Here is a 23,857-nt window from a genome sequence, read left to right on the forward strand (position 1 = left end):
TCATGGCTGATACTTTTTCCTTCACCTGTAACTCAGATACAGACAAAAAACCCGACCACACAATCGGTGCAAATAGCGATATCAATGCAAACAATTATGCGCTGGACTGTATCGCCTATTTAGGAAAACAGTTCCATAAAGTGGCTTCTGTCGGACAATTACATCATTCCCTGGGGCTAGACTCTCTTGCACTAACAGATCCACAACTACGTGAAGCTGCGGATGCCATTGGGCTACACAGTAAGTTTGAACGCCTGACACCTGATAGCGCCACCACATTACCTTTACCTGCATTGGTTGAATTGGATCAGCGCTGGTGGGTATTGTCAGAAATCCGTCCTGACACATTTACGCTGTTCGATCCTGCCACCGAAAAATATGAAGTGCGTGCATTTTTGCACGATGAAAAAATGAGGGGCAGCCAATCTAACGGATACAAGGTGCTGCTGCTAGCAGATAAATCCCTGACCAGGCAACAGGTTAAATTTGGACTAAGCTGGTTTTATCCCTCTATTTTCAGGCAGAAAAACCAGTTACGGGACATTTTCCTGTTTGCTATCGTGTTGCAACTTTTTGCCCTGGCAGCGCCCTTGCTATTTGAAAATGTCATTGACAAGGTGCTGGTTGGGCGGAGTATTTCCAGCCTGCATATATTAGGCATGGCGATGCTGGCACTGGCATTAGCAGAGCCTCTATATGGGTTCCTGCGCAATACCGTGTTTGGGCATACGGCCAGCCAAATCAATGCTGAACTCTCCGGCAAACTGTATCGTCATCTTGTAGGATTGCCCTTGCCTTATTTCAAACAACGGCAGACAGGGCAAATTATCGCCAGAGTCAGGGAAATGGCACAGATCCGCCAGTTTTTGACCGGATCTACCCTTATGCTGTTACTTGACCTGATTTTCATTATTCTGTTTCTGGGCGTGATGTTCCATTACTCCTCCCTGCTGACATGGCTCGTAATCAGTTCACTGGTTCTCTATTTTTTGCTATGGATCGCCGTCGGTCCCATTATTCGGCGCAAGGTAGAAAAAGAGTATGAAGCCGATGCCAATGCCACCAGCTTCCTGACAGAAGCCGTCACGGGAATTGAAACCATTAAGACTACCGCGACAGAAAAGCGCTTTTTGTACCAATGGCAAAAGGTATTAAGCGAGCAATTAATCCAGCGCTTTACAGCCCAAAAAAGCGGACTGGCTGCGGGACAAGGGATTGAGCTGATCCAAAAAGTGGTTGCCGCCCTGCTTTTGTGGTGGGGAGTCCGAGGCGTGCTTGATGGAGAGTTGTCCCCTGGTGAATTAATTGCTTTTAATATGCTGGCGGGGCATGTTACCCAACCTATCCTAAGATTGGCACAAGTTTGGCAAGACTTTCAGCATACCCTGATTGCCCTGCGGCGGGTGGGTGATATTCTTGATGAACCGATGGAAAGCAGTAAACAAGGGCTGGCATCGGCTCCCGAACTGGCAGGCCAGATTGAATTCCGCAATATACGCTTCCGCTATCATGCAGATACGCCAGAAGTGCTGGTAAATTTGTCACTGGAAATTAAGGCCGGAGAATTTATTGGCATTACGGGGCCATCGGGTTCCGGCAAAAGTACCTTGACCCGATTGTTGCAGCGCCTATATGTGCCACAACACGGTCAGGTTTTGGTGGATGGAATGGATTTAGCGATTGCCGACCCAGTGTCACTGCGCCGTAATATGAGCGTGGTCTTGCAGGAGAGCATTCTGTTTTCCGGCAGCATTGCGGACAATATCCGCCTGTGTAAGCCTCATGCCAGTGATGAGGAAGTCTATCGGGCGGCAACCTTAGCGGGCGCGGTTGATTTCATCAATGCATTTCCACATAAATTTGCCCATCCTGTTGGCGAAAAAGGGGGCAACCTTTCTGGCGGACAACGGCAGCGTATCGCATTGGCAAGGGCATTGCTGAATGATCCCAAGATCTTGATCCTTGATGAAGCCACTTCCGCACTGGATTATGAATCCGAAGCTGCCATCATGAGTAATATGGCAGAGATATGCCGAAACCGAACCGTGATCAGCATTGCTCATCGGCTCAATACTATCCGCCATGCTGATAAGATTTTCGTTTTAGATTTGGGGAAAATCGCTGAATCAGGTTCACATGATGTTCTGGTACAACAAAATGGCTTATATGCACAGCTTTGGCATCAACAAACGAAGTGATGACTAAAAAAGAAACTTATCTCATCCACGAACAGCAGCCCGATATCATTCTGGTCAGGAGTATCGACAAAAATATCATCACTGACATTGTATACAGAAAAATTACCTCAAAAGGGTACTCCCACCGACAAAAGGCGGGAAGGGAAACTAGTAGCGACACGCGTCCAGCTAAGGTATTATTGCCCGCTATATTATTGGTACACGCCCATTATCAATTGAATTTATGGCAAAAGAACAAACTGATCGCACCACACTGGATTTGTTCGCAGATGAACGCAGGCCTGGGCGACCTAAAACAAATCCGCTGTCCAGGGATGAACAGCTCAGGATCAATAAACGCAACCAGTTGCGACGAGATAAAGTCAAAGGATTGCGTCGAGTGGAACTCAAACTTAATGAAGATGCCGTCGATGCACTAAACCATCTGGCAAAACAGCGCAACATTAGCCGCAGTGAATTGATTGAACAAATGTTATTAGCCCAACTGACAGAAAAAAATCACCTTGCCGATTAACGGCTTTTATTAAACACAATGAAGCGGTGTCACCACACAAATCTGACAGATTTGTCATGGATGTTTGGTCAGAATAACGCTTTTCATGTTACTAAAACTGACATTTTTCTAGCTGATTTCAGCGTGATGTGTATAGATTTAATACACAAATAAAACAAGAGGTTAACCCATTTTATGGCAATAATAGGTATATTCTTCGGCAGCGATACAGGCAACACAGAGAACATCGCCAAAATGATCCAAGAAAAATTGGGCGGTGCTGATGTTGCTGAAGTCCACGATATTGCCAAAAGCAGCAAAGAAGATATTGAAGCCTTCGATATCCTGCTGCTTGGCATCCCAACCTGGTATTACGGTGAAGCTCAGTGTGACTGGGATGATTTCTTCCCAACACTGGAAGAAATCAACTTCGAAGGAAAACTGGTTGCTTTGTTCGGCTGTGGTGATCAGGAAGATTATGCAGAGTACTTCTGTGATGCTATGGGCACCATTCGTGATATTATTGAACCTCGTGGCGCCATTATTGTAGGTCACTGGCCAACCGAAGGATATCATTTCGAAGCCTCTAAGGGCATGGCCGACGATAACCACTTTATTGGCCTGGCCATTGATGAAGATCGTCAACCAGAATTGACGGATGAGCGCGTTGAAGCCTGGGTGCAACAGATCAAGGTTGAAATGAGCCTGTCAGAGATTCTAGACGCTTAATAAGAAGAGAAAAGCCCTTTCAGGCAGGATTATTCTTGCATAATGTGTCATGATATCTAAATAGGCATGGTTTTCATTTTTAATATCCATGCCTATAATCAGCAACGTGAAACAGAATCATGATTCCCTCACGATACCCCAAGTATCACAAGTTCACTTAACTCAAGTTACAGGACTGAATCCGCATGACCGACAACAATAAAGCATTGAAAAATGCTGGACTTAAAGTAACACTTCCACGCCTGAAAATTCTGGAAGTGCTACAGGACCCAGAATGCCATCATGTCAGTGCGGAGGATCTCTACAAAAAACTGATTGATATCGGTGAAGAGATTGGCCTCGCCACTGTCTATCGCGTGTTGAACCAGTTCGATGATGCCGGCATTGTCACACGCCACAATTTTGAAGGCGGTAAATCGGTTTTTGAACTTACTCAGCAACATCACCATGACCATCTGATTTGTCTCGACTGCGGTAAGGTCATTGAATTTAATGATGAGTTCATTGAAGAGCGTCAGAAAAACATCGCTGAACGCTATGGGATTAAGCTCTCAAACCACAGTCTTTATTTATATGGTCACTGTGCTGATGGTGATTGCCGTGAAGATAGCGCATTTCATGATGAGAAAGCACGATAACTAAGCGCCAATAATGAAGTGATTGAAATAATCCGCTTTTGCTATTTGTTCATCTAAATAAGTTGTTCATCTGATAAGCAACCTGCCGATGAGTTCTCAAGATAATCGGCAAGTTGCTTTATCAATTTATTGCCCTCATGCTTCAAACGCAATTGTTAGAATTTAACTTCATCTATGCGGCTAAAACGTTTTCCATCAGCACTGACAGAGCGAATTTTCACATTGCCGCGGACATGGGGTCGTTGTCTGTCATTGTAATCCTGCCATGTTTTTCCATTATCCAATGAGTATTGGATAACCACTCCCGGTAATGCGATATTAGCTTCCAGTATTCCAGAAACAATTCTGCCACCCGGTACTGGCAAACGATACGAAATTTGGGCGTTATCCAGCTTAGCTAGCTCACGCTGCCCCATCAGATTGGCAAAGCGTTCCCAATCTTGTTGCAGGAGAGTCGTATCAACATAATGCGTGATTCCACCTTTGTACTCCCTGCCCTGCTGATAATTTTGTTCCCACTCTGCTCGGTGCCATGCCCGTTCTGCCAGCGGCAGTAAGCGTGGATAGATCATATATTCCATTTGCTCATCGGTACGCACGGTTTCACTCCATGATTGCCCCGACATACCATAAGCCCCCGGCCAGCGTTTATTACTATGAGTATTAAAGTGATTACCATCACGATCCAGCGAGGTTTCAGCATTTTGTGGCATATTGTTCGGGGCAAAGCTGAAAATTTTTGCCTCATCATTAAAGCGAGTTGCCCAATAGTAGCCCCGTTCTTTCGGATGGACTTCATATGGCATATCCAGGTAGACATAATCAGGGCTGGAAACAACAACCCGATAGCCCTTATTCGCCCAGTCATTGACAGAATCATAACCTCCCCAATACTGGGTATCCCAGAAGTTCACCGCAACATGTTTAGTGGCGAAATCTTTTGCCGATTTGGCATGTTTCAGGCCATCCTGCCATGCCTGCATGGTGCTGATACCGTGGGCATCGACGATTTTGCTGACTTCAATGGCAAAATAACTGGCAAGTTCATCAACATCTTTGATGACTCCTTGCGCTATCATCTTCTGACAAGCCTGAGATTTTGCCCATGGTTTGTCTTCGATTTTCTGGTTGATAATGCCCTTACCTGGCACAATCGGTTCGTTTTTATCCTGATATCCCGCTCCTAAACGAATATTTTTCGCCTCATCCCCACCAAAATGCCATGTGTTCAACGGCAGACCGGCTTCTTTATGCATGGCAACAACTTCGCTAATAACTTTATCGATAAACCGTTTTGAAGAATTCATACACGGGTTAAGATAACTGTGACGATCATAGAACTGCACGGAGGTTGTATTCGAGGTATCTGTCGGATCAAGCAGACGATATTCATTGGCTTCCTGCTCTTTGCCCTGCGCCATAAGCCGCTTATAACGCGCTTCCATCGACATCACTGCGGCACGAGCATGGGCGGGTATATCAATTTCTGGGATCACTTCTATCTGGCGAGCTTTGGCATAGTTCAGAATATCAATATAATCCTGACGGCTAAAATAGCCACTTCCCATATTGTTATTCTCTGGCCCTGATCCCAATTGCGGCAATAAACACTGAGTCTCACTCAAATCATGGCAACGTTGACTGCTGATTTCAGTCAACTCCGGTAAACCAGGGATTTCTAAGCGCCAACCTTCATCATCACTCAAATGAAAATGGAACTTGTTCAGTTTATGGCGGGACATTTGATCAAGCAGACGCAAGACAGCTTCTTTGCTATGAAAATTTCGCCCAACATCAAGGAACACGCCACGATATTCAAACCGTGGTGCATCTTTTGCCGTCAGTGTCGCAATCTTTGGAATACCATTGGCGGGAAGTAAGGAAAACAGCGATTGTAGACCATAGAATACGCCAGATTGATCAAACGCAATGATTTGTGTCCCTTTGGTGGTAATTTCCAATAAATACGCACCTTTTATTCGCCAAGGCTTAGTAAATTGGTTTGCGTTGATTTGAGTTGCTATTCGGTAACCGTTATCCGTTAAACTAATATCACGGGCTTTGAAACGTTCCCTAATCACGTTAATAGATTCGCCGCTCAACCCGCCCAACTCTAATTTCACTCCACGGGATAAATCCACATCTTGGGAGTAAATGGAAAGTTCTCTCGGTGTCGGAATAATCTGCCCTCGCAGTTTATCTTCACTGATCGTTGCTATCTGTTGGTTTTTTGCAAAGCGGTTTTCAGGCGTCATCAGGATATTGTTATCCGTTGTGGTCCGTTTCCACTGTTCACCTTCCAGATCAGATAAAAATTTGCTGATGTTTTCAGTATCGGTACTTACCAAGACCTTGGGCGTGGTATCACCGGAAGTTGCATACCAACGCGGCATAAAATCTGTACTGTAAATCTGCCAATATTCACCAATAATCGGTAGCACGACTTTTTCATTGGCTTTGATACCCGTAAATTTTTTCGTCGGTTCCAGTTTATGTAAATCACCCGTAATATGGGTGATTTTATATTGATCATTGTCCAGTTTCAGTATTTGGCGAATACTGTGAAAATAGAGTGCCCAATCAGAAGAATTGATTGCCTGATCACCATTGCTCAAGATGATGTTGACCCGATTACAGGCCGCCGAATCAGCGCCAAGAATGGCACACTCTGTACCATGTGAACCAGCTTGATTATCAATGACTTTGAAATTGACTTTCAACTGACTGAGTAAATCCACGATCTGTTGTGATGACATTGGATTTTGCGGCAACATTGCCGATGTCATTTCTGTATGAGCGCTGCCTATAAATCCAACTGCCGTGATAAATGCTGCCAAGGTACGTAATTTAATGGGTTTCATAAATTACCTCGTCCGAACTTATTATTTTTTCGATGGGTAAATTTTTGGGCAAATAGTGTACAAATCTGGTCAGGCAATAACCCTATACAATATGGGACTATAAGGCAATTTTTAATCTTAGCGGAAGGAGTTAATTTTCATTACGAGGTTATCAAGCACAAAAAAGCGTGAAAATAATCACGCTTTTTTGTGCATGGGATGAGATTATTACTCTTGTGAGATTTTTGCCCAAGTATCGCGCAAGCCAACCGTGCGGTTAAAGCTCAGATGTTCAGCACTTGACAGGCGGCTATCAGCACAGAAATAACCTTCACGCTCAAACTGATAGGTTGTTTCCGGCAATGCATTTGCCAACCCTGGTTCTACAAAACCTTTACGGATCACCAACGATTCTGGATTGATAGTAGACAAGAAATCATCTTCTGCCCCCGGGTTTGCCACGCTGAACAGACGGTCATACAGATAGAATTCCGCTGGTACACCGTGCGCAGCGCTTACCCAATGAATGACGCCCTTAACCTTGCGACCATCAGCTGGATCTTTGTTCAGAGTTTGCTCGTCATACTGGCAATAAATTGTCGTGATATTGCCTTCCGCGTCTTTCTCAATTCGTTCTGCTTTAATCACATAAGCATTGCGCAAGCGCACTTCTTTGCCCAGCACCAGACGCTTATATTGACGGTTTGCTTCTTCGCGAAAATCCGCACGGTCAATGTACAGCTCTCGGCTGAACGGCACTTCACGGCTACCCATTTCTGGCTTGTTCGGGTGATTAGGCATCGTCAAAATAACTTCACCTTCTGGCATATTCTCAATCACCAATTTCACCGGATCAAGAACCGCCATAGCCCGCGGTGCATTTTCGTTCAGGTCATCACGAATGCAGGATTCCAATGCCGCCATTTCAACGTTGTTATCTTGTTTCGTCACACCAATGCGGCGGCAGAACTCACGGATAGCAGCGGCAGTATAACCCCGACGACGTAATCCAGAGATAGTCGGCATACGTGGGTCATCCCAACCATCAACGATTTTTTCTGTCACCAACTGGTTAAGCTTACGCTTGGACATCACCGTATATTCCAGATTCAGGCGAGAAAACTCGTACTGACGTGGATGGCAATCAATCGTAATGTTATCCAATACCCAATCGTACAAACGGCGGTTATCCTGGAATTCCAGTGTACAGATGGAATGGGTGATCCCTTCCAGCGCATCGGAAATGCAGTGCGTGAAATCATACATCGGATAGATGCACCATTTATTCCCTGACTGGTGATGCTCTGCAAATTTGATACGGTAGATTACCGGATCACGCATAACAATAAACGGGGATGCCATATCAATTTTGGCACGCAAACACGCTTTACCTTCAGCAAATTCACCGACACGCATTTTTTCAAACAGGGCCAGGTTTTCTTCTACGCTGCGATCACGATATGGGCTGTTTTTGCCCGGTTCTTTTAAAGTACCGCGATATTCACGGATCTCTTCGGGACAGAGTTCATCCACATACGCCAGACCTTTATTAATTAATTCAATGGCGTATTGATACAGGGTATCAAAATAGTCAGAAGAGTAACGAATATCCCCACTCCACTGGAATCCCAACCACTTAACGTCAGTTTTAATCGACTCAACGTACTCGATATCTTCCTTGACGGGGTTTGTATCGTCAAAACGTAGGTTGCATTGTCCCTGATAGTCTTGAGCGATGCCGAAATTCAGGCAGATCGACTTGGCATGGCCGATATGCAGATAACCGTTGGGTTCAGGTGGGAAACGGGTATGTACGGATGTATGTTTACCTGTTGCCAGATCTTCGTCAATAATCTGACGAATAAAGTTTGTCGGGCGGGCATCTGCCTCACTCATCGTTTTTTTCCTCAATGCAAAAAGCGCTTTAACATAACCCTCTATAATCTAATAAGCTGAACCGAGAAACAATACTTTGTTCGTGGGAAATGGCCGAATGGGTAAAGTTAGTGCGGAAAAGCGGGAGAACAGCTCTTATCTTAGCCGATTAAAGAAATCAGTTAACAAAGAATCAACAATAACTCATTCCCTGAAAAATAAGTCACTGGCAAAATACGATATACGTTTTATATATAATATAATTTAATTTTTCTGGCTATATGAGTATATCTTAAAGGCATTGATTCGCCAGACACATAATCTTCAGAAAATAAGTGAACAGTTACTTAATTATCATACCTTCCAGTATATCCACATAACTGGAAATTTCACCTTTTTTATTACCATTACTTCAATACTAAAAGCTATCTATATATCAATAGAGAATGAAAATGAACGATCTATCATCAAGCAATAAAAAGATGATTATAGCGATAGTCATTAATGAAAAATATATATCAAATCACTATACAGATGGATTTAAGGTAGGTGCCACATCATTTACATTAAAAATGGTTGACTATTTTATTAAGCAACAAATTTTTGCTGGATTTATTCTCTATAAAAGAGACGAATCTCTATTAGCGCCCAAAATTGAACAATCAAAGATAGATGGAATAAAATATATAAAAATTTTCTTCAATTTCTCGATGAATTCAGAGGATATCAAGCAAACCTTAACTAAAGGTTTACTCTTTCTTTCTATAAACAATCAGCAAGAATCCAATATTTTTGCTTATTATCAAACCGATACGCTTCTCTGTTATCATCCATCAAACTTTCCATGTGGTGTAACACATCATGGACCTTTTGTTGAAGATTTTCAGAGACACTATTCACAAGAGGAAGCTTGTCAATCATTTGAAAATAAAGATAAAGCTCTTCATCTCTATAAACAACAATCCATAGGTATTAATACCTTAATTGATAAAGGATATTATGTTATACAACATTCAAAACTACAAGGGGATTACTTAATAAGCAAAAGAGTTCACCGAGAAAAAATAAAACAAATTAACCCCCCCATGTTTCTCCACGAAAATTACGAATTAAAATCATTAAATCCTGACATAAGTCATTTCCTAAAAATGGATAAGAACGAATTTTTATTATTCACTGCTGTTGCCAGGCTAGATTATTTTAAAAATATAGAATTATTAATTAACTCATCCGTTAGCTTATTAAAAAAAGGCATTCCAACAAGAACATTAATTTTAGGTGATGAAGAAAAATATACTTTCAGAAGAGATATGCTCTACTCCATGATCCCCATAGAATATAGAAAATATTTTTTAATTTCACATAAACTACCACATAAAGAACTATTTAGTGTTTTTAATGCAGTAAAGAAAAAGGCTATTTTTGTATGCACATCACGCTACGAAACACTGGGTATTACTCCTTTAGAGGCAGCATTAAATGGGATCTATACGATAGTTCCTAACTTAAGCTGTGTGGAAGCATCAACTTATTTCTCTTCAGAAGATAAGTTTGAATACGACATCATCTCACTGACGAAAAAAATAATTTCCATATATAATAAAAAATTATTCGCATTCGATATACAACAAAAAAATATCAATCCTTTACTATCAAAAGATATTTTTGAAGAAAGTGTTAATAGATTTTATGAGGAAATTTCAATAAGTTGCAATCATCCATTATCATACGTTATCTAAACATTATTTATAATCATAAAGATTAACAGTCTCAAGTAAATGAGCACACCAAGTGCTCATTTTAATTTTCATCAAGATCGTTACAACGATCACAATTACTTACTTATCTATAGCTTTTTCTTATTTTTCATTTAAAAATAAGTCTTGTTAATAGTGAAACGTCTCCAATAATATTTACTACAACAGGTGAGCATCATGAGCATATTCAGTTACTTACAGCGATTGGGAAAAGCACTCATGCTCCCCATCGCTTCACTTCCTGTCGCTGCGTTACTACTGCGGCTTGGTCAACCGGATGTATTTAATATCGCTTTTATTGCCAGTGCAGGTGGCGGAATTTTCGAAAATTTGCCTTTACTATTTGCACTAGGAATCTCTGTTGGTCTGGCGAAAGATAATAGTGGAGCGGCAGCGCTCGCTGGCGTCGTTGGCTTTTTTATTCTGACAAAAGCAACCACTGTTATTGATCCTAAAATCAATATGTCGTTTTTTGCCGGTATTATTTCAGGAATTGTTGCTGGCCACTGTTATAACCGTTTTTCTGAAACCCAATTACCCGAGTTTTTAGCATTTTTCGCTGGTAAACGTTTAGTCCCCATTATAACCGGAATTATTTGCCTTTTCCTTGCATGGATTTGCGGGCATATCTGGCCATATGTACAACATGGCATTGATCATTTTAGCCTTTTAGTTTCAAAAAGTGGTATGGCGGGATGGTTTGCCTATGGCGTTCTTAACCGTGCCTTAATTCCGTTTGGCCTACACTATATCCTGCATTCCGTTTTCTGGTTCAGCTTAGGTGACTGTATAAAAATTACTTACGATCTGGCTGGAGCAATGCATAACATCTGTTTGGCGCCTGATGTAGCACACTCGCTCACTATTGGAGCAGCGATACCAGGAATAGAAGGTTCAAATATTACTCAAGTAGCGAGTGACCTTACTCGTGGTGATCTCAATCGCTTCTTTGCTGGTGATCCCAATGCCGGGGTTTATATGGCCTGGGCCTATCCAATATTTATGGGCGGATTACCTGGTGCTGCTTTAGCCATGTATTTGGCTGCACCAAAATCACGTCGTCCTCAAATTGGTGGGATGTTATTTTCTGTCGCCTTAACATCATTCCTGACGGGGATCACTGAACCAATAGAGTTTTCATTCTTGTTTTTAGCTCCCATATTATATGTGTTACATGCAATTCTTGCGGGCGTTAGCATGGTAATTGCAAACTCTTTAGGTGTCTTGCACGGTTTTGGCTTCTCTGCTGGCCTTATTGATTTTGGCTTAAATTGGGGGTTAGCAACAAAACCATGGATATTAATCCCACTTATCATCCTGTTCTTTGTTATCTATTTCGTTGTCTTTACCTTAATGATCCGCATTTTCAATCTGAATACGATAGGCAGAGAACAGGAAAACTCTGATAAAGCAACTTCGGCATCTCAAGATAAAGAGGCTATCTCACACTATATCAGTGCGCTCGGCGGGCCTGACAATATTCGTACTGTTGATGCCTGTATCACTCGACTGCGTTTAACTGTAGAAGACAACACCCAGTTAGATGAGGCTCAATTGAAGAAATTAGGGGCTAAGGGAGTCTTAAAAATAGGTAAGCAAAGTATTCAGGTTGTCCTCGGGCCACAAGCCGAAAGCATCGCTGAACAGGTAAAAGTTCAGTTGAAATTAAGTCACTCTAATAAAACTGAATAATTTATACTTATAGGGATAAAAAGGAACGTGATAATGTTCCTTTTTATCATAGCGAGCACAGTCCATATGTCTGTTTTAAAAGAAAAATACACCAAAAAACTTATTTAATAATACAAAAAAACATCTTTTAAAAATGCTAATAAAAAGTCACAATATGACCTGTTAGTGACAAAAACTAGCCATATTGCCGATCTTATTTTAAGATTTAAAATATCTCAAATATCACGAATATCGTGCACAACTTATCTTCATTAACTTATTGAATGTTTTTTAAGAGGTAATCATGAGGCTAATCCCCCTAACTACGGCAAGTGATGTTGGCCGATGGTCTGCTCACTATATTGTAAGTAGGATTAAAGAGTTCAATCCCACGGCAGAACGCCCTTTCGTGCTTGGGCTTCCCACAGGCAGCACACCGCTGACAACCTACAAGGAACTTATTTCCCTGTATCAAGCTGGAAAAGTGAGCTTCAAGCATGTTGTGACATTTAATATGGATGAATACGTTGGCCTGCCGGAAGATCATCCTCAAAGCTACCACTCATTCATGTACCACAATTTCTTTAATCACATTGATATTCCAAAAGAGAACATCAATTTGTTAAATGGAAATGCGAAAGATATTGATATTGAGTGCCAACGTTACGAAAATAAAATTAAAGCCTATGGCAAGATACATTTATTTATGGGGGGTGTTGGTAATGATGGGCATATTGCCTTTAATGAACCGGCATCTTCTCTTTCTTCACGCACACGAATTAAAACACTGACCATTGAAACGCGGACTGCCAATTCCCGTTTTTTTAATAATGATGTGGAACAAGTCCCCAAATATGCATTAACTGTTGGTGTGGGTACTTTAATGGATGCTGAAGAAATTATGATTTTGGCAACCGGTATGAATAAAGCGCAAGCCCTGCAAGCCGCAGTAGAAGGGAATATCAACCATATGTGGACAATCAGTTGTCTCCAGATGCATCCAAAATCACTTATTGCTTGTGATGAACCCGCCACTATGGAACTGAAAGTAAAGACAGTGAAGTATTTTCACCAGTTAGAGGCCGATATCGTTAATGAATTCGCCAGCTAAACTGATTCAGGAGTTAAGATATCAATGTACGCATTAACCAATGGCATTATTTATACTGGATATGACAGGCTCGATAACCATGCAGTCATTATTGCAGATGGTTTGATTAAACAAGTCTGTCCGGTAAACGAGCTGCCAGAAGAGATTGAAAAACACGATTTACATGGCGCAAATCTCGCACCAGGATTTATTGACCTACAACTGAATGGTTGTGGGGGAGTCCAGTTTAATGAACAGTTGGAAGATATTTCAGAAGAGACTCTGCATACCATGCAGAAAACCAACCAGCTCTACGGTTGTACCAGTTTCTTGCCTACCCTCATCACCAGTCCTGATGAATTAATGATAAAAGCCATTGAAGTAATGCGCGCTTATCTGCAAAAAAATCCTAATCAGGCATTAGGGCTGCATCTGGAAGGGCCTTATATCAATCCAATAAAAAAAGGAACTCATAATACAGCTTATATCCGCAAGCCGACCCCTGAAATGGTTAATTACCTATGCCAGAATGCTGATGTTATTACCAAGATCACTCTCGCTCCTGAAATGGTAGAAAGCAAATATATTCAGCAATTCGCCGAAGCTGGCATGACTGTTTCTGCTGGCCATTCTAATGCGACTTATGAAGAAGCTCGTCATGGCTTCCGACATGGCATTACTTTCTCTACCCATTTATATAATGCCATGCCTGCGATTTCTGGCCGTCAGCCTGGGTTGGTGAGTGCCATTTATGATTCCCCAGAAGTCTATGCCGGCATTATCTGTGATGGAATGCATGTATCATGGCCAAATGTCCGCAATTCCAAGAGATTAAAAAACGAAAAGCTTATCCTGGTAACGGATGCCATCCTTCCTGCAGGGCTTGCTCCCGATGCCATAGAACAATTTACCTTTGCCAATAAAACAATATATTATCGAAATGGCTTATGTGTTGATGAAAATGGAACACTGAGCGGCTCATCAATCACAATGATTGATTGTGTTAAAAATAGTGTGGAGCATGTTGGTATTGCTTTGGATGAAACGTTGCGAATGGTGACACTTTACCCAGCCAGGGCAATCGGTATTGATAAACACCTCGGTACGATTGAATCCGGCAAAGTAGCGAACCTGACCGCATTTACTCACGATTTCAAAATCTGCAAAACCATTGTTAATGGAAATGAAATCAAACTACCGTGAGTATAAAGACTAATGAGTAATGAGAACGCACAGAAGCAAATTGGTAATATTGATCTCGTCAAACAGCTAAATAGTGCTGTAGTCTATCGGCTGATTGATCAGCATGGGCCAATATCACGCATCCAAATTGCAGAAGAGAGCCAACTGGCTCCTGCCAGCGTAACTAAAATTACTCGTCAGTTATTGGAGCGTGGCCTGATAAAAGAAGTCGAACATCAGGCTTCCACCGGCGGAAGACGCGCAATCTCCATTATTACCGAAACGCGCCATTTTCATACGATCGGAGTCCGGCTTGGGCGCCATGATGCAACCGTGGCGCTGTTCGATATGAGCGGCAAGATGTTAGTGGAAGCACATTACCCTGTGCGGGAAAATAGTCAGCAGGAAGTCGAGAGACGGATTATTTACGCCATTGAAAGTTTCATCGACAAAAACCAACGTCGGTTCCGTGAATTGATCGCAATTTCAGTTATTCTTCCCGGACTGGTTGATCCTGAGCAAGGTATTATCCGCTATATGCCACACATTAAGGTAGATAACTGGCCTCTGGTTAAGATCCTCAAAGAGCATTTCAATACCTTCTGCTTTATTGGTCATGATATTCGCAGCCTTGCATTAGCAGAAAATTATTTCGGGGCAACACACGATTGTGAAGATTCCATTCTGGTACGCATTCATCGCGGCACAGGGGCTGGTGTCATTGTTAACAATAATATTTTGCTCAACAAACGCGGTAACCTGGGTGAAATTGGCCATATCCAAATCGATCCTCTGGGTGAACGTTGCCATTGTGGTAATTTTGGTTGTCTGGAGACCATCGCTTCCAATTCAGCAATAGAAGCTAAGGTACAGCAACAATTACGCCAAGGGTTTCCAAGTCAGCTTGCCTTGGATAATTGCAATATCCATGCAATTTGCCTTGCAGCCAACGCGGGCGATCTGCTTGCAACAGAAGTCATCAAACAAGTAGGACTCTATCTTGGCAAGGCTATCTCAATCGCGATTAATCTATTTAACCCTCAGAAGGTGGTGATTGCCGGAGAAATCACTGAAGCAGAACAGGTATTGCTGCCGACTATCAAAAGCAGCATCAATACCCAAGTATTAAAAGCATTCCGCGAAGACCTCCCTGTGGTGGTTTCTGAGCTAAATCACTGTTCAGCAATTGGGGCATTCGCATTAACGAAACGAGCAATGCTTAATGGCGTACTGTTACAACATCTTCTTGGAGGATAATTTCCACCGTTTTAGCTGACTTTGTCGACAAAACGCTTACAAGACAAACAAACAAACGATTTTGCGCATATTTCTTTAAAAAAGCAGTTGACGCATCTGTCTGATATACGCATAATGCGCCCCGCACCGCCGATGAAGGCAAAGCGAAAAAAGATGGCTACGTAGCTCAGCTGGTTAGAGCACAGCACTCATAATGCTGGGGTCACAGGTTCGATTCCCGTCGTAGCCACCATCTTTGCGGGAGTGGCGAAATTGGTAGACGCACCAGATTTAGGTTCTGGCGCCGCAAGGTGTGCGAGTTCAAGTCTCGCCTCCCGCACCATTTTCTTCATCGGGTTGTACTTACGATGTGTTTTAGTAACGATTTTAAGTTTTAATGTGTTGTTTCAGGTGGGGTATCGCCAAGCGGTAAGGCACCAGGTTTTGATCCTGGCATACCCTGGTTCGAATCCAGGTACCCCAGCCATTTAACTGGAACAATGAGTTAAAACGATATAAGGTTAATTGCACATTCTGGGGATAACAAAGGCTGCATTGATAAGTCTCAGGTGGGGTATCGCCAAGCGGTAAGGCACCAGGTTTTGATCCTGGCATACCCTGGTTCGAATCCAGGTACCCCAGCCATATCACTGGGATTTATCACAAACATTACGTTTAACGTAAATGGCTACGTAGCTCAGCTGGTTAGAGCACAGCACTCATAATGCTGGGGTCACAGGTTCGATTCCCGTCGTAGCCACCATTTAAAAATTAAGTTGGGGTATCGCCAAGCGGTAAGGCACCGGATTCTGATTCCGGCATTCCCAGGTTCGAATCCTGGTACCCCAGCCAATATTTTTAATGAGTTACAACATGTAACAAATTGAAAAAGAATAAACAGTAAAAATATTCTTTAATGCAGAGGCCACCAATAAAGGTGGTTTTTTTGTTTTCCAACCGTCAAAATCTCCCATAAAAGCCACTTCAGCGATTACCAAATAAATAAGTATTCAGTTACCTACTTCACCAATTCAACAACACTGTTGGATAACAATAACACGCTTACTCGCTACCTATGATCCGGAATTTGCACTGTATGCTCGGAATACCCGCTGATATTCTTATAAAACCAACTAAATTAGCCCCATAAGGGGCTAATAGGAGATAATATCCATCACAGTCCCAAGGCATATTTCAGCGCAAGATTTTTCATGACTCCTGAACGTTGCGCTGCCATTAATGCCAGATTTCGTACCGTTTTTAACCCCGGTAAATCATGACTGAATGTAGTATGGAAAAAATCCATTCCCGCCTGCATCACTAAATTATCCGGCATTCTGCGACGCTGATAACGCATCAAGACTGCCAAAGAATCCCACTCTTCCAACAATTCTTTAGCATTAATCAGCACCTTGAGTAACACATCAACATCCCGATAACCTAAATTCACTCCCTGCCCTGCCAACGGGTTAATGGTATGAGCCGCATCTCCCAGCAAAACCAACCCTTCTTGTACGTAATGGCTGGCATGATGACGAGTCAGAGGAAATGAACCCGCAGCAATCGGGGTGGCTTTACCCAAGCGAGTGGGAAATGCCTGAAAAATTTCTCGCTCAAGTTGTGCCATCGTCATTGACTGCAATTGACGAATACGGGCAGGAGAATCATACCAAACCAACGAGGCCCATTGATCAAACAACGGCAAGAAAGCCCTGGGACCAGAAGGAAAAAATTGTTGCCATGTTGTATCTTGTTGGGGCTGGTCAGTCTTGACAGTTATCAACATACATGACTGGCGATATTGCCACCCGTTACTGCCAATACCCGCCAATTGACGGACTTGAGAACGGGCACCATCTGCACCAATAATCAGACGTGTGTCAATTTCCGTGCCATCTGCCAATGTCACCAGCCACGTTTTATTTTCATGCTGACGCTGCATAGATTGCAAAACAGTGGGACAAATCAATGTCAGGTTTGGATAACGTTCAAATTCCTGCCACAATGCCAGTTGCAAGACACGATTTTCAACCATATGCCCTAACTCTGGCAGCCCCAAACTTTCAGCGTCGAAAATGACGTTCGAATCATTTTGCTCCCATGTTTCCAACTTTCGATAAGGGGCACTGCGCATTCGCAGTACATTTTCCCATGCTCCCAATTGTTTCAATAAACCCACTGAAGCACAGCTGATCGCAGATATACGAACATCAGGTTCACTATCTGCATCATAAGATGCGGGAGGCTGGTGCTCCAATAATGCAACACGCCAACCTTCCTGCGCCAATCCCAATGCTGTTGCAGCGCCAATCATACCTGCGCCAACGACAACGATATCGAATTTTTGTTGTGGATTATTCATATTCATCACGTCATTAACTTATTGATTAAAATAGTCTACCGGAATTTTCCCTTTCCGACTGTGAATATCCGCTGTTACAGTCTGGTCACTGGTGCCTCAAATGACTACAATAGCCAGCAATATTATGCTAAATACACTGCGTGCAATATATTGCGCTTTTCAGTGTTGAAGCATCATTCCACTGGAAACACCGGATACACAAAATGTCGACGATAAAAAAACTGTATATCAAAACCTGGGGCTGTCAGATGAACGAATACGATTCATCCAAAATGGCCGATTTGCTGGAAACCACTCACGGTTATCAGTTAACCGATGTCGCCGAAGAAGCAGATATCTTACTCCTAAATACTTGTTCAATCCGTGAAAAGGCTCAGGAAAAAGTCTTTCATCAACTTGGCCGCTGGAAAGGCCTGAAAGATAAAAACCCTGAAATCATTATCGGTGTGGGTGGTTGTGTCGCTTCCCAGGAAGGGGATTACATTCGCCAGCGCTCACCTAGCGTCGATATTATTTTCGGGCCACAAACCCTGCACCGCCTGCCTGAGATGATTAATCATGTCAAAGGCACCCGCAGCCCGGTTGTTGACATCAGTTTCCCTGAAATTGAAAAGTTTGACCGGCTGCCAGAGCCTCGTGCCGATGGCCCAACAGCATTCGTTTCCATCATGGAAGGCTGCAATAAGTACTGCACATTCTGCGTTGTACCTTACACTCGCGGAGAAGAAGTCAGCCGTCCTTGTGATGATATTTTATTCGAAATTGCACAACTTGCTGCGCAAGGTGTACGTGAAGTTAATCTGCTCGGTCAAAACGTTAATGCCTATCGTGGTGCTACGTTTGATGGCGGTATCTGCACATTTGCAGAACTGTTGCGTCTGGTTGCGGCTATTGATGGTATCGACCGTATTCGCTTCACCACCAGCCACCCAATTGAGTTTACTGACGACATTATTGCCGTCTACGAAGATACCCCTGAGTTAGTGAGTTTCCTCCATCTGCCAGTCCAGAGTGGTTCTGATCGCATCCTTACCCTGATGAAGCGCGCCCATACGGCACTAGAATATAAAGGCATTATTCGCCGTTTGCGTAAGGCACGCCCTGACATCCTGATCAGTTCTGACTTCATCATTGGTTTCCCAGGTGAAACACAGGATGATTTTGAAAAAACCATGAAACTGATTGCCGATGTTAACTTCGATATGAGTTTCAGCTTCATCTATTCAGCGCGTCCAGGAACACCCGCCGCCGATTTGCCAGATGACGTCAGTGAAGAAGAAAAGAAACAGCGCTTGTACCTGCTCCAACAGCGCATTAACCAACAAGCCATGAGCTACAGCCGCGCAATGCTTGGCAGCACACAGCGCATTCTGGTTGAAGGCCCATCACGCAAAAATATCATGGAACTCTCTGGCCGTACCGAAAATAACCGCGTGGTTAACTTTGAGGGAACACCTGACATGATTGGTAAATTTGTTGATGTCGAAATTGTTGACGTATACGCCAACTCCCTGCGTGGTAAAGTCATTCGTACTGAAGATGAGATGGATCTGCGTATCCATGAGTCACCTGAATCAGTCATTGCCCGTACTCGCAAAGAAGATGAACTCGGCGTTAGCTTTTATCAGCCTTAATAGGCCCTAACATAGAGATAATCAGTGACACAAATAAACTCACAAGTAGCAACCCAAGAAATCTTTCTGGAACCCGCAGACAATCAACGTTTGATGAGCCTGTGTGGACCACTTGATGATAATCTGAAACAACTTGAGCGTCGTTTGGGGATTGAAATCAATCGCCGCGATAACCGTTTCAAACTGGCAGGTAAACCATTGTGTGTTAGCGCGGCTGCGGGGATCCTGCGTCACCTTTATGTCGAAACCGCTCCGATACGCGGCATGATACCGGATCTTGAGCCTGAACAGGTTCATCTCGCGATTACCGAAAGCCGGGTACTGGAACAAGCAGCAGAAAGCGTTCCTGAATACGGCAAGGCCGTCAATATCAAAACCAAACGGGGTGTTGTAAAGCCCCGCACGCCCAATCAGGCACAATATATTGCTAACATCCTTGATCACGATATCACGTTCGGGGTTGGGCCTGCGGGTACAGGAAAAACTTATTTGGCTGTCGCCGCGGCGGTGGATGCACTGGAACGTCAGGAAGTCCGCCGTATCCTGCTAACCCGCCCTGCGGTTGAAGCCGGAGAAAAACTGGGTTTCCTGCCTGGTGATCTCAGCCAGAAAGTCGACCCTTATCTGCGTCCGCTTTACGATGCCCTGTTTGAGATGATGGGATTTGAAAAAGTTGAGAAGCTTATCGAAAGAAATGTTATTGAAGTGGCGCCATTGGCTTATATGCGTGGACGTACCCTTAATGATGCCTTTATTATTCTCGACGAAAGCCAGAATACGACCATTGAACAGATGAAAATGTTCCTGACCCGTATTGGTTTTAATTCTAAGGCAGTCATTACCGGTGATGTAACCCAAATTGACCTGCCAAGGGGCCAAAAATCAGGACTGAGTCACGCAATAGAAGTTTTATCTAATGTTGATGAACTGAGTTTTAACTTCTTACATAGTGAAGATGTTGTTCGCCATCCGGTGGTGGCAAAAGTTGTTATTGCTTATGAAGCATGGGAAGCGACGGAACAGGAACGTAAAAAAGCGCTCAATGAGAAACGCAGACAGGAAGCACAATGAGTTCAGTCATATTAGATTTGCAAATTGCATGTGAAAACCCTGAAGGGCTTCCCAAGGAAGCGCTTTTCCAGCACTGGCTGGAAGGTGTTTTGCCACAATTTCAGGCCGAAAGTGAAGTGACTATTCGCTTGGTCGATGAGGCAGAAAGCCACGATTTAAACCTCACTTATCGTGGGAAAGATAAACCAACTAATGTGTTATCTTTCCCATTTGAAGCACCACCTGAAGTTGAATTACCCTTACTCGGTGATTTAATTATCTGTCGTCAAGTTGTTGAAAAAGAGGCAGATGAGCAACAAAAAACGGTCGAAGAACACTGGGCACATATGGTGGTTCACGGCTGCCTTCATCTTCTGGGATATGATCATATTGAAGACGATGAAGCGGAAGAAATGGAAGCTCTGGAAACAGAGATCCTAAAAAAAATGGGTTATGCTGATCCCTATCTCGCGGAAAAAGAATAACCATTGTCAACATTTTTATGTTAAACATAATAGTCTACGATTTTATATGGGGAATTTTCATTAAAACGCCATGAGCGACGACCATCCTTCAAGTAACGATAACCCTGGCCCTAAGAAAGGCTTTTTTGCGCTTCTTAATCAGCTTTTTCACGGTGAACCGAAAAACCGTGATGATTTGGTTGAACTGATCCGTGATTCGGAGCAGAACGACCTAATCGATCCCGATACCCGCGAGATGCTCGAAGGTGTCATGGATATTGCTGATCAACGCGTGCGTGACATTATGATCCCACGCTCACAGATCGTTACCTTAAAACGCAACCAATCTCTGGACGAATGTCTGGATGTTATTATTGACTCGGCCCACTCACGCTTTCCAGTGATCAGCGAAGACAAAGATCACATTGAAGGCATATTAATGGCGAAAGATCTGCTACCCTTCATGCGTACAAATGCAGAACCTTTCAGCATTGATAAAGTACTTCGTCAGGCTGTTGTCGTGCCGGAAAGTAAACGTGTTGACCGCCTGCTGAAAGAATTCCGTTCCCAACGCTACCATATGGCGATTGTGATCGATGAATTTGGCGGCGTTTCGGGGCTGGTCACAATTGAGGATATTCTTGAACTGATTGTGGGTGAAATAGAGGACGAATACGATGATGATGAAGATAACGATATTCGTGCTTTAAGTCGCCACTCCTATTCAGTGCGGGCATTGACTCAAATTGAGGATTTTAATGACGTTTTTGGCACCAATTTCAGCGATGAAGAGGTTGATACTATTGGTGGGCTAGTCATGCAGGCATTTGGGCATCTGCCTTCACGTGGGGAATCCATCACCATTGATGGCTACCTTTTCAAAGTGGCAATGTCTGATAGCCGTAAAATCATTCAGGTTCATGTAAAAATACCGGATGATGCTGGCGTTCCTAGCCTTGATAAACAATAAATAGGATCTGGATGAACAAAGCCTCATTAATCAGCTGCCAGCGGCTACGTGCTGCGCTGGCACTTTTCTTCGGAGCCAGTGGAACGCTGGCTTTTTCACCTTTTGATTTCTGGCCTGCTGCACTTGTTTCCCTCTTCGGCCTGCAAATCCTTTCTTTGAACAGAACAACCCGCCAAGCTTGCTTTATTGGTTTATGCTGGGGCCTTGGTTTATTTGGTAGTGGCGCAAACTGGGTTTATGTCAGTATCGCCGACTTTGGTGGTATGCCAACCGCTATCAATATCTTTTTAGTGATCCTGCTATCTGCCTATCTTGCCCTTTATCCCGCTCTGTTTACTGGTTTATTGAACCGCTTTTTTCCAGCTTCTAATAGCATCAGGCTGGTTATAGCCAGCCCTGCGCTATGGCAGTTGACAGAATTCTTGCGTGGCTGGGTGTTATCTGGGTTTCCGTGGTTGCAATTTGGTTACAGCCAAATTGATGGTCCGATGAAAGCTATTGCGCCTATTCTGGGGGTGGAAGGTATTACTTTCTTGCTGATGATGATCAGCGGACTACTGGTTTTTGCTGTCACCCAGAAAAAAATTTCCGCGACTATCTTCGCCATTATCCTGCTGCTGTTACCGTGGCCAATGAATCACTACCAGTGGTACACCCTACAACCAGAAAAAACCACTAATATTGCTTTGATTCAAGGTAATATTCCTCAGGCCATAAAGTGGGATCCCGCTGTTCTTGGAAAAACATTAGATATTTATTTGGATAACAGCCGTCCTTTCATTGGTCAAGTACCAATCATCATTTGGCCAGAATCTGCCATTCCTGATTATGAATATAACCAAAGTGATTTCCTGACTAAATTGGATAGCGTGTTGAGGAAACACAATACCAGTTTGATCACTGGCATTGTGGACGCCCGACCGACGTTGGAAGGTTATAAATTTTATAACAGCATTATCGTATTGGGGGATAAAATACCTTACCAGTACCCAGCACTAACCCGTTACGACAAACATCACCTGGTACCATTTGGGGAATTTGTGCCATTGGCATCAATCCTGCGGCCACTAGCACCTTTATTCAATTTGCCAATGTCTTCTTTTAGCCAAGGTAATTACATCCAACCCCAACTTTCTGTTGCCGGACACAATATTACTGCTGCTATCTGCTATGAAATTATTTTAGGTGAACAGGTACGTGATAATTTCAAACCTGACACAGAGTTCCTCCTGACCGTTTCTAATGATGCCTGGTTTGGACGTTCCATTGGCCCTTGGCAGCATTTCCAAATGGCACGGATGCGCGCTCTTGAACTAGGCCGTCCTCTGCTAAGAGGAACGAATAATGGTGTTACAGCAGTAATCAATCCGGACGGCTCCATTCAGGTTGAACTTCCACAATTTACCCGGCAGGTATTGGAAGCCAAAGTAACGCCAGCCACAGGAATAACCCCTTATTTTCGCTTCGGGAATTTACCAATATGGGGTACGAGCGTCCTGTTTTTCATCTTTGCTTTTATAAAGAAACGTCGCAAAACTTAATTTTACGCGATGCTCGACTTTAACATCTTATAACGTTGGCTTGTTGAAGCCAGTCGCGTTGACTTTTACCTTGTTTAAAATTGGCAAAAATACCCAACGTGTGAGAAAGAAGTTTTCTAGCAATTCG

Annotated in this window: 17 protein-coding genes and 6 tRNA genes; 20 read left to right on the top strand and 3 right to left on the bottom strand. The window is 43.2% G+C overall.

Annotated features, from left to right (window positions below):
* Positions 1–2 precede the first annotated feature (2 nt).
* The 4 genes from Xets_RS02565 (at position 3) to fur (ending at position 4,058) form a co-directional block, all read left to right on the top strand.
* Positions 3–2,198 (top strand): type I secretion system permease/ATPase, encoded by a 2,196-nt coding sequence (locus tag Xets_RS02565; protein ID WP_099131118.1) that lies wholly within the window; start codon positions 3–5, stop codon positions 2,196–2,198.
* A gap of 223 nt (positions 2,199–2,421) precedes the next feature.
* Positions 2,422–2,712: a LexA regulated protein gene (gene ybfE, locus Xets_RS02570; RefSeq protein ID WP_074018441.1), complete on the top strand. Its 291-nt coding sequence runs from the start codon at positions 2,422–2,424 to the stop codon at positions 2,710–2,712.
* A gap of 174 nt (positions 2,713–2,886) precedes the next feature.
* Positions 2,887–3,420, top strand: coding sequence for a flavodoxin FldA (fldA, locus tag Xets_RS02575; RefSeq protein WP_099131117.1), 534 nt, complete (start codon positions 2,887–2,889; stop codon positions 3,418–3,420).
* A gap of 185 nt (positions 3,421–3,605) precedes the next feature.
* The gene (gene fur, locus Xets_RS02580) at positions 3,606–4,058 is read left to right on the top strand and encodes a ferric iron uptake transcriptional regulator (protein ID WP_099131116.1); all 453 of its coding nucleotides are present in this window, start codon (positions 3,606–3,608) and stop codon (positions 4,056–4,058) included.
* A 155-nt stretch (positions 4,059–4,213) separates the two neighbouring features.
* Here fur and Xets_RS02585 read toward each other — a convergent pair whose 3' ends face one another.
* Both Xets_RS02585 and glnS read right to left on the bottom strand, forming a co-directional pair.
* The gene (locus tag Xets_RS02585; protein ID WP_187651119.1) at positions 4,214–6,919 is read right to left on the bottom strand and encodes a beta-N-acetylhexosaminidase; all 2,706 of its coding nucleotides are present in this window, start codon (positions 6,917–6,919) and stop codon (positions 4,214–4,216) included.
* Between the two features lie 207 nt (positions 6,920–7,126).
* Positions 7,127–8,794, bottom strand: coding sequence for a glutamine--tRNA ligase (gene glnS / locus Xets_RS02590; protein WP_187651120.1), 1,668 nt, complete (start codon positions 8,792–8,794; stop codon positions 7,127–7,129).
* A 431-nt stretch (positions 8,795–9,225) separates the two neighbouring features.
* On the opposite strand from glnS, the gene Xets_RS02595 reads away from it, so the two are divergent.
* The 11 genes from Xets_RS02595 to Xets_RS02645 all read left to right on the top strand — a co-directional run bounded on the left by Xets_RS02595 (position 9,226) and on the right by Xets_RS02645 (position 16,561).
* Positions 9,226–10,512: a glycosyltransferase gene (locus Xets_RS02595; protein ID WP_187651121.1), complete on the top strand. Its 1,287-nt coding sequence runs from the start codon at positions 9,226–9,228 to the stop codon at positions 10,510–10,512.
* Between the two features lie 195 nt (positions 10,513–10,707).
* Positions 10,708–12,222 carry an N-acetylglucosamine-specific PTS transporter subunit IIBC gene (gene nagE / locus Xets_RS02600; RefSeq protein ID WP_187651122.1) on the top strand — a complete coding sequence of 505 codons (1,515 nt, stop codon included), beginning with the start codon at positions 10,708–10,710 and terminating at the stop codon, positions 12,220–12,222.
* Between the two features lie 283 nt (positions 12,223–12,505).
* Positions 12,506–13,312: a glucosamine-6-phosphate deaminase gene (nagB, locus tag Xets_RS02605; protein WP_099131111.1), complete on the top strand. Its 807-nt coding sequence runs from the start codon at positions 12,506–12,508 to the stop codon at positions 13,310–13,312.
* A gap of 24 nt (positions 13,313–13,336) precedes the next feature.
* A complete protein-coding gene (gene nagA / locus Xets_RS02610) occupies positions 13,337–14,494 on the top strand; it encodes an N-acetylglucosamine-6-phosphate deacetylase (RefSeq protein WP_187651123.1) in 1,158 nt (385 codons plus the stop codon).
* Positions 14,495–14,506: 12 nt separating this feature from the next.
* A complete protein-coding gene (locus Xets_RS02615; protein ID WP_099131109.1) occupies positions 14,507–15,730 on the top strand; it encodes an ROK family protein in 1,224 nt (407 codons plus the stop codon).
* A 155-nt stretch (positions 15,731–15,885) separates the two neighbouring features.
* Positions 15,886–15,962, top strand: a tRNA-Met gene (locus Xets_RS02620).
* Positions 15,963–15,967: 5 nt separating this feature from the next.
* Positions 15,968–16,052, top strand: a tRNA-Leu gene (locus Xets_RS02625).
* Between the two features lie 69 nt (positions 16,053–16,121).
* Positions 16,122–16,196, top strand: a tRNA-Gln gene (locus Xets_RS02630).
* An 83-nt stretch (positions 16,197–16,279) separates the two neighbouring features.
* Positions 16,280–16,354 (top strand) — tRNA-Gln (locus Xets_RS02635).
* A 41-nt stretch (positions 16,355–16,395) separates the two neighbouring features.
* Positions 16,396–16,472, top strand: a tRNA-Met gene (locus Xets_RS02640).
* A 14-nt stretch (positions 16,473–16,486) separates the two neighbouring features.
* A tRNA-Gln gene (locus tag Xets_RS02645) sits at positions 16,487–16,561 on the top strand.
* A 322-nt stretch (positions 16,562–16,883) separates the two neighbouring features.
* Here the strand turns inward: Xets_RS02645 and ubiF are convergent.
* Entirely contained in the window at positions 16,884–18,071 is a 1,188-nt protein-coding gene (ubiF, locus tag Xets_RS02650) for a 3-demethoxyubiquinol 3-hydroxylase (protein ID WP_099131215.1), read from the bottom strand.
* Between the two features lie 203 nt (positions 18,072–18,274).
* Between ubiF and miaB the strand changes: the two genes are divergently transcribed.
* The 5 genes from miaB to lnt all read left to right on the top strand — a co-directional run bounded on the left by miaB (position 18,275) and on the right by lnt (position 23,730).
* Positions 18,275–19,705: a tRNA (N6-isopentenyl adenosine(37)-C2)-methylthiotransferase MiaB gene (miaB, locus tag Xets_RS02655; RefSeq protein ID WP_099131108.1), complete on the top strand. Its 1,431-nt coding sequence runs from the start codon at positions 18,275–18,277 to the stop codon at positions 19,703–19,705.
* A gap of 24 nt (positions 19,706–19,729) precedes the next feature.
* A complete protein-coding gene (locus Xets_RS02660) occupies positions 19,730–20,776 on the top strand; it encodes a PhoH family protein (protein ID WP_099131107.1) in 1,047 nt (348 codons plus the stop codon).
* Complete coding sequence (gene ybeY, locus Xets_RS02665) at positions 20,773–21,240, top strand: rRNA maturation RNase YbeY (protein WP_187651124.1); 468 nt, start codon at positions 20,773–20,775, stop codon at positions 21,238–21,240. The genes Xets_RS02660 and ybeY overlap by 4 nt, the downstream gene beginning before the upstream one ends.
* 70 nt (positions 21,241–21,310) lie before the next feature.
* Positions 21,311–22,189, top strand: coding sequence for a CNNM family magnesium/cobalt transport protein CorC (gene corC / locus Xets_RS02670; RefSeq protein WP_099131105.1), 879 nt, complete (start codon positions 21,311–21,313; stop codon positions 22,187–22,189).
* Positions 22,190–22,200: 11 nt separating this feature from the next.
* Positions 22,201–23,730 (top strand): apolipoprotein N-acyltransferase, encoded by a 1,530-nt coding sequence (lnt, locus tag Xets_RS02675; protein WP_099131104.1) that lies wholly within the window; start codon positions 22,201–22,203, stop codon positions 23,728–23,730.
* Positions 23,731–23,857: the final 127 nt, after the last annotated feature.

Origin of the sequence: Xenorhabdus sp. TS4, assembly GCF_014467265.1 — a bacterium.
Lineage (GTDB): Bacteria > Pseudomonadota > Gammaproteobacteria > Enterobacterales > Enterobacteriaceae > Xenorhabdus > Xenorhabdus ehlersii.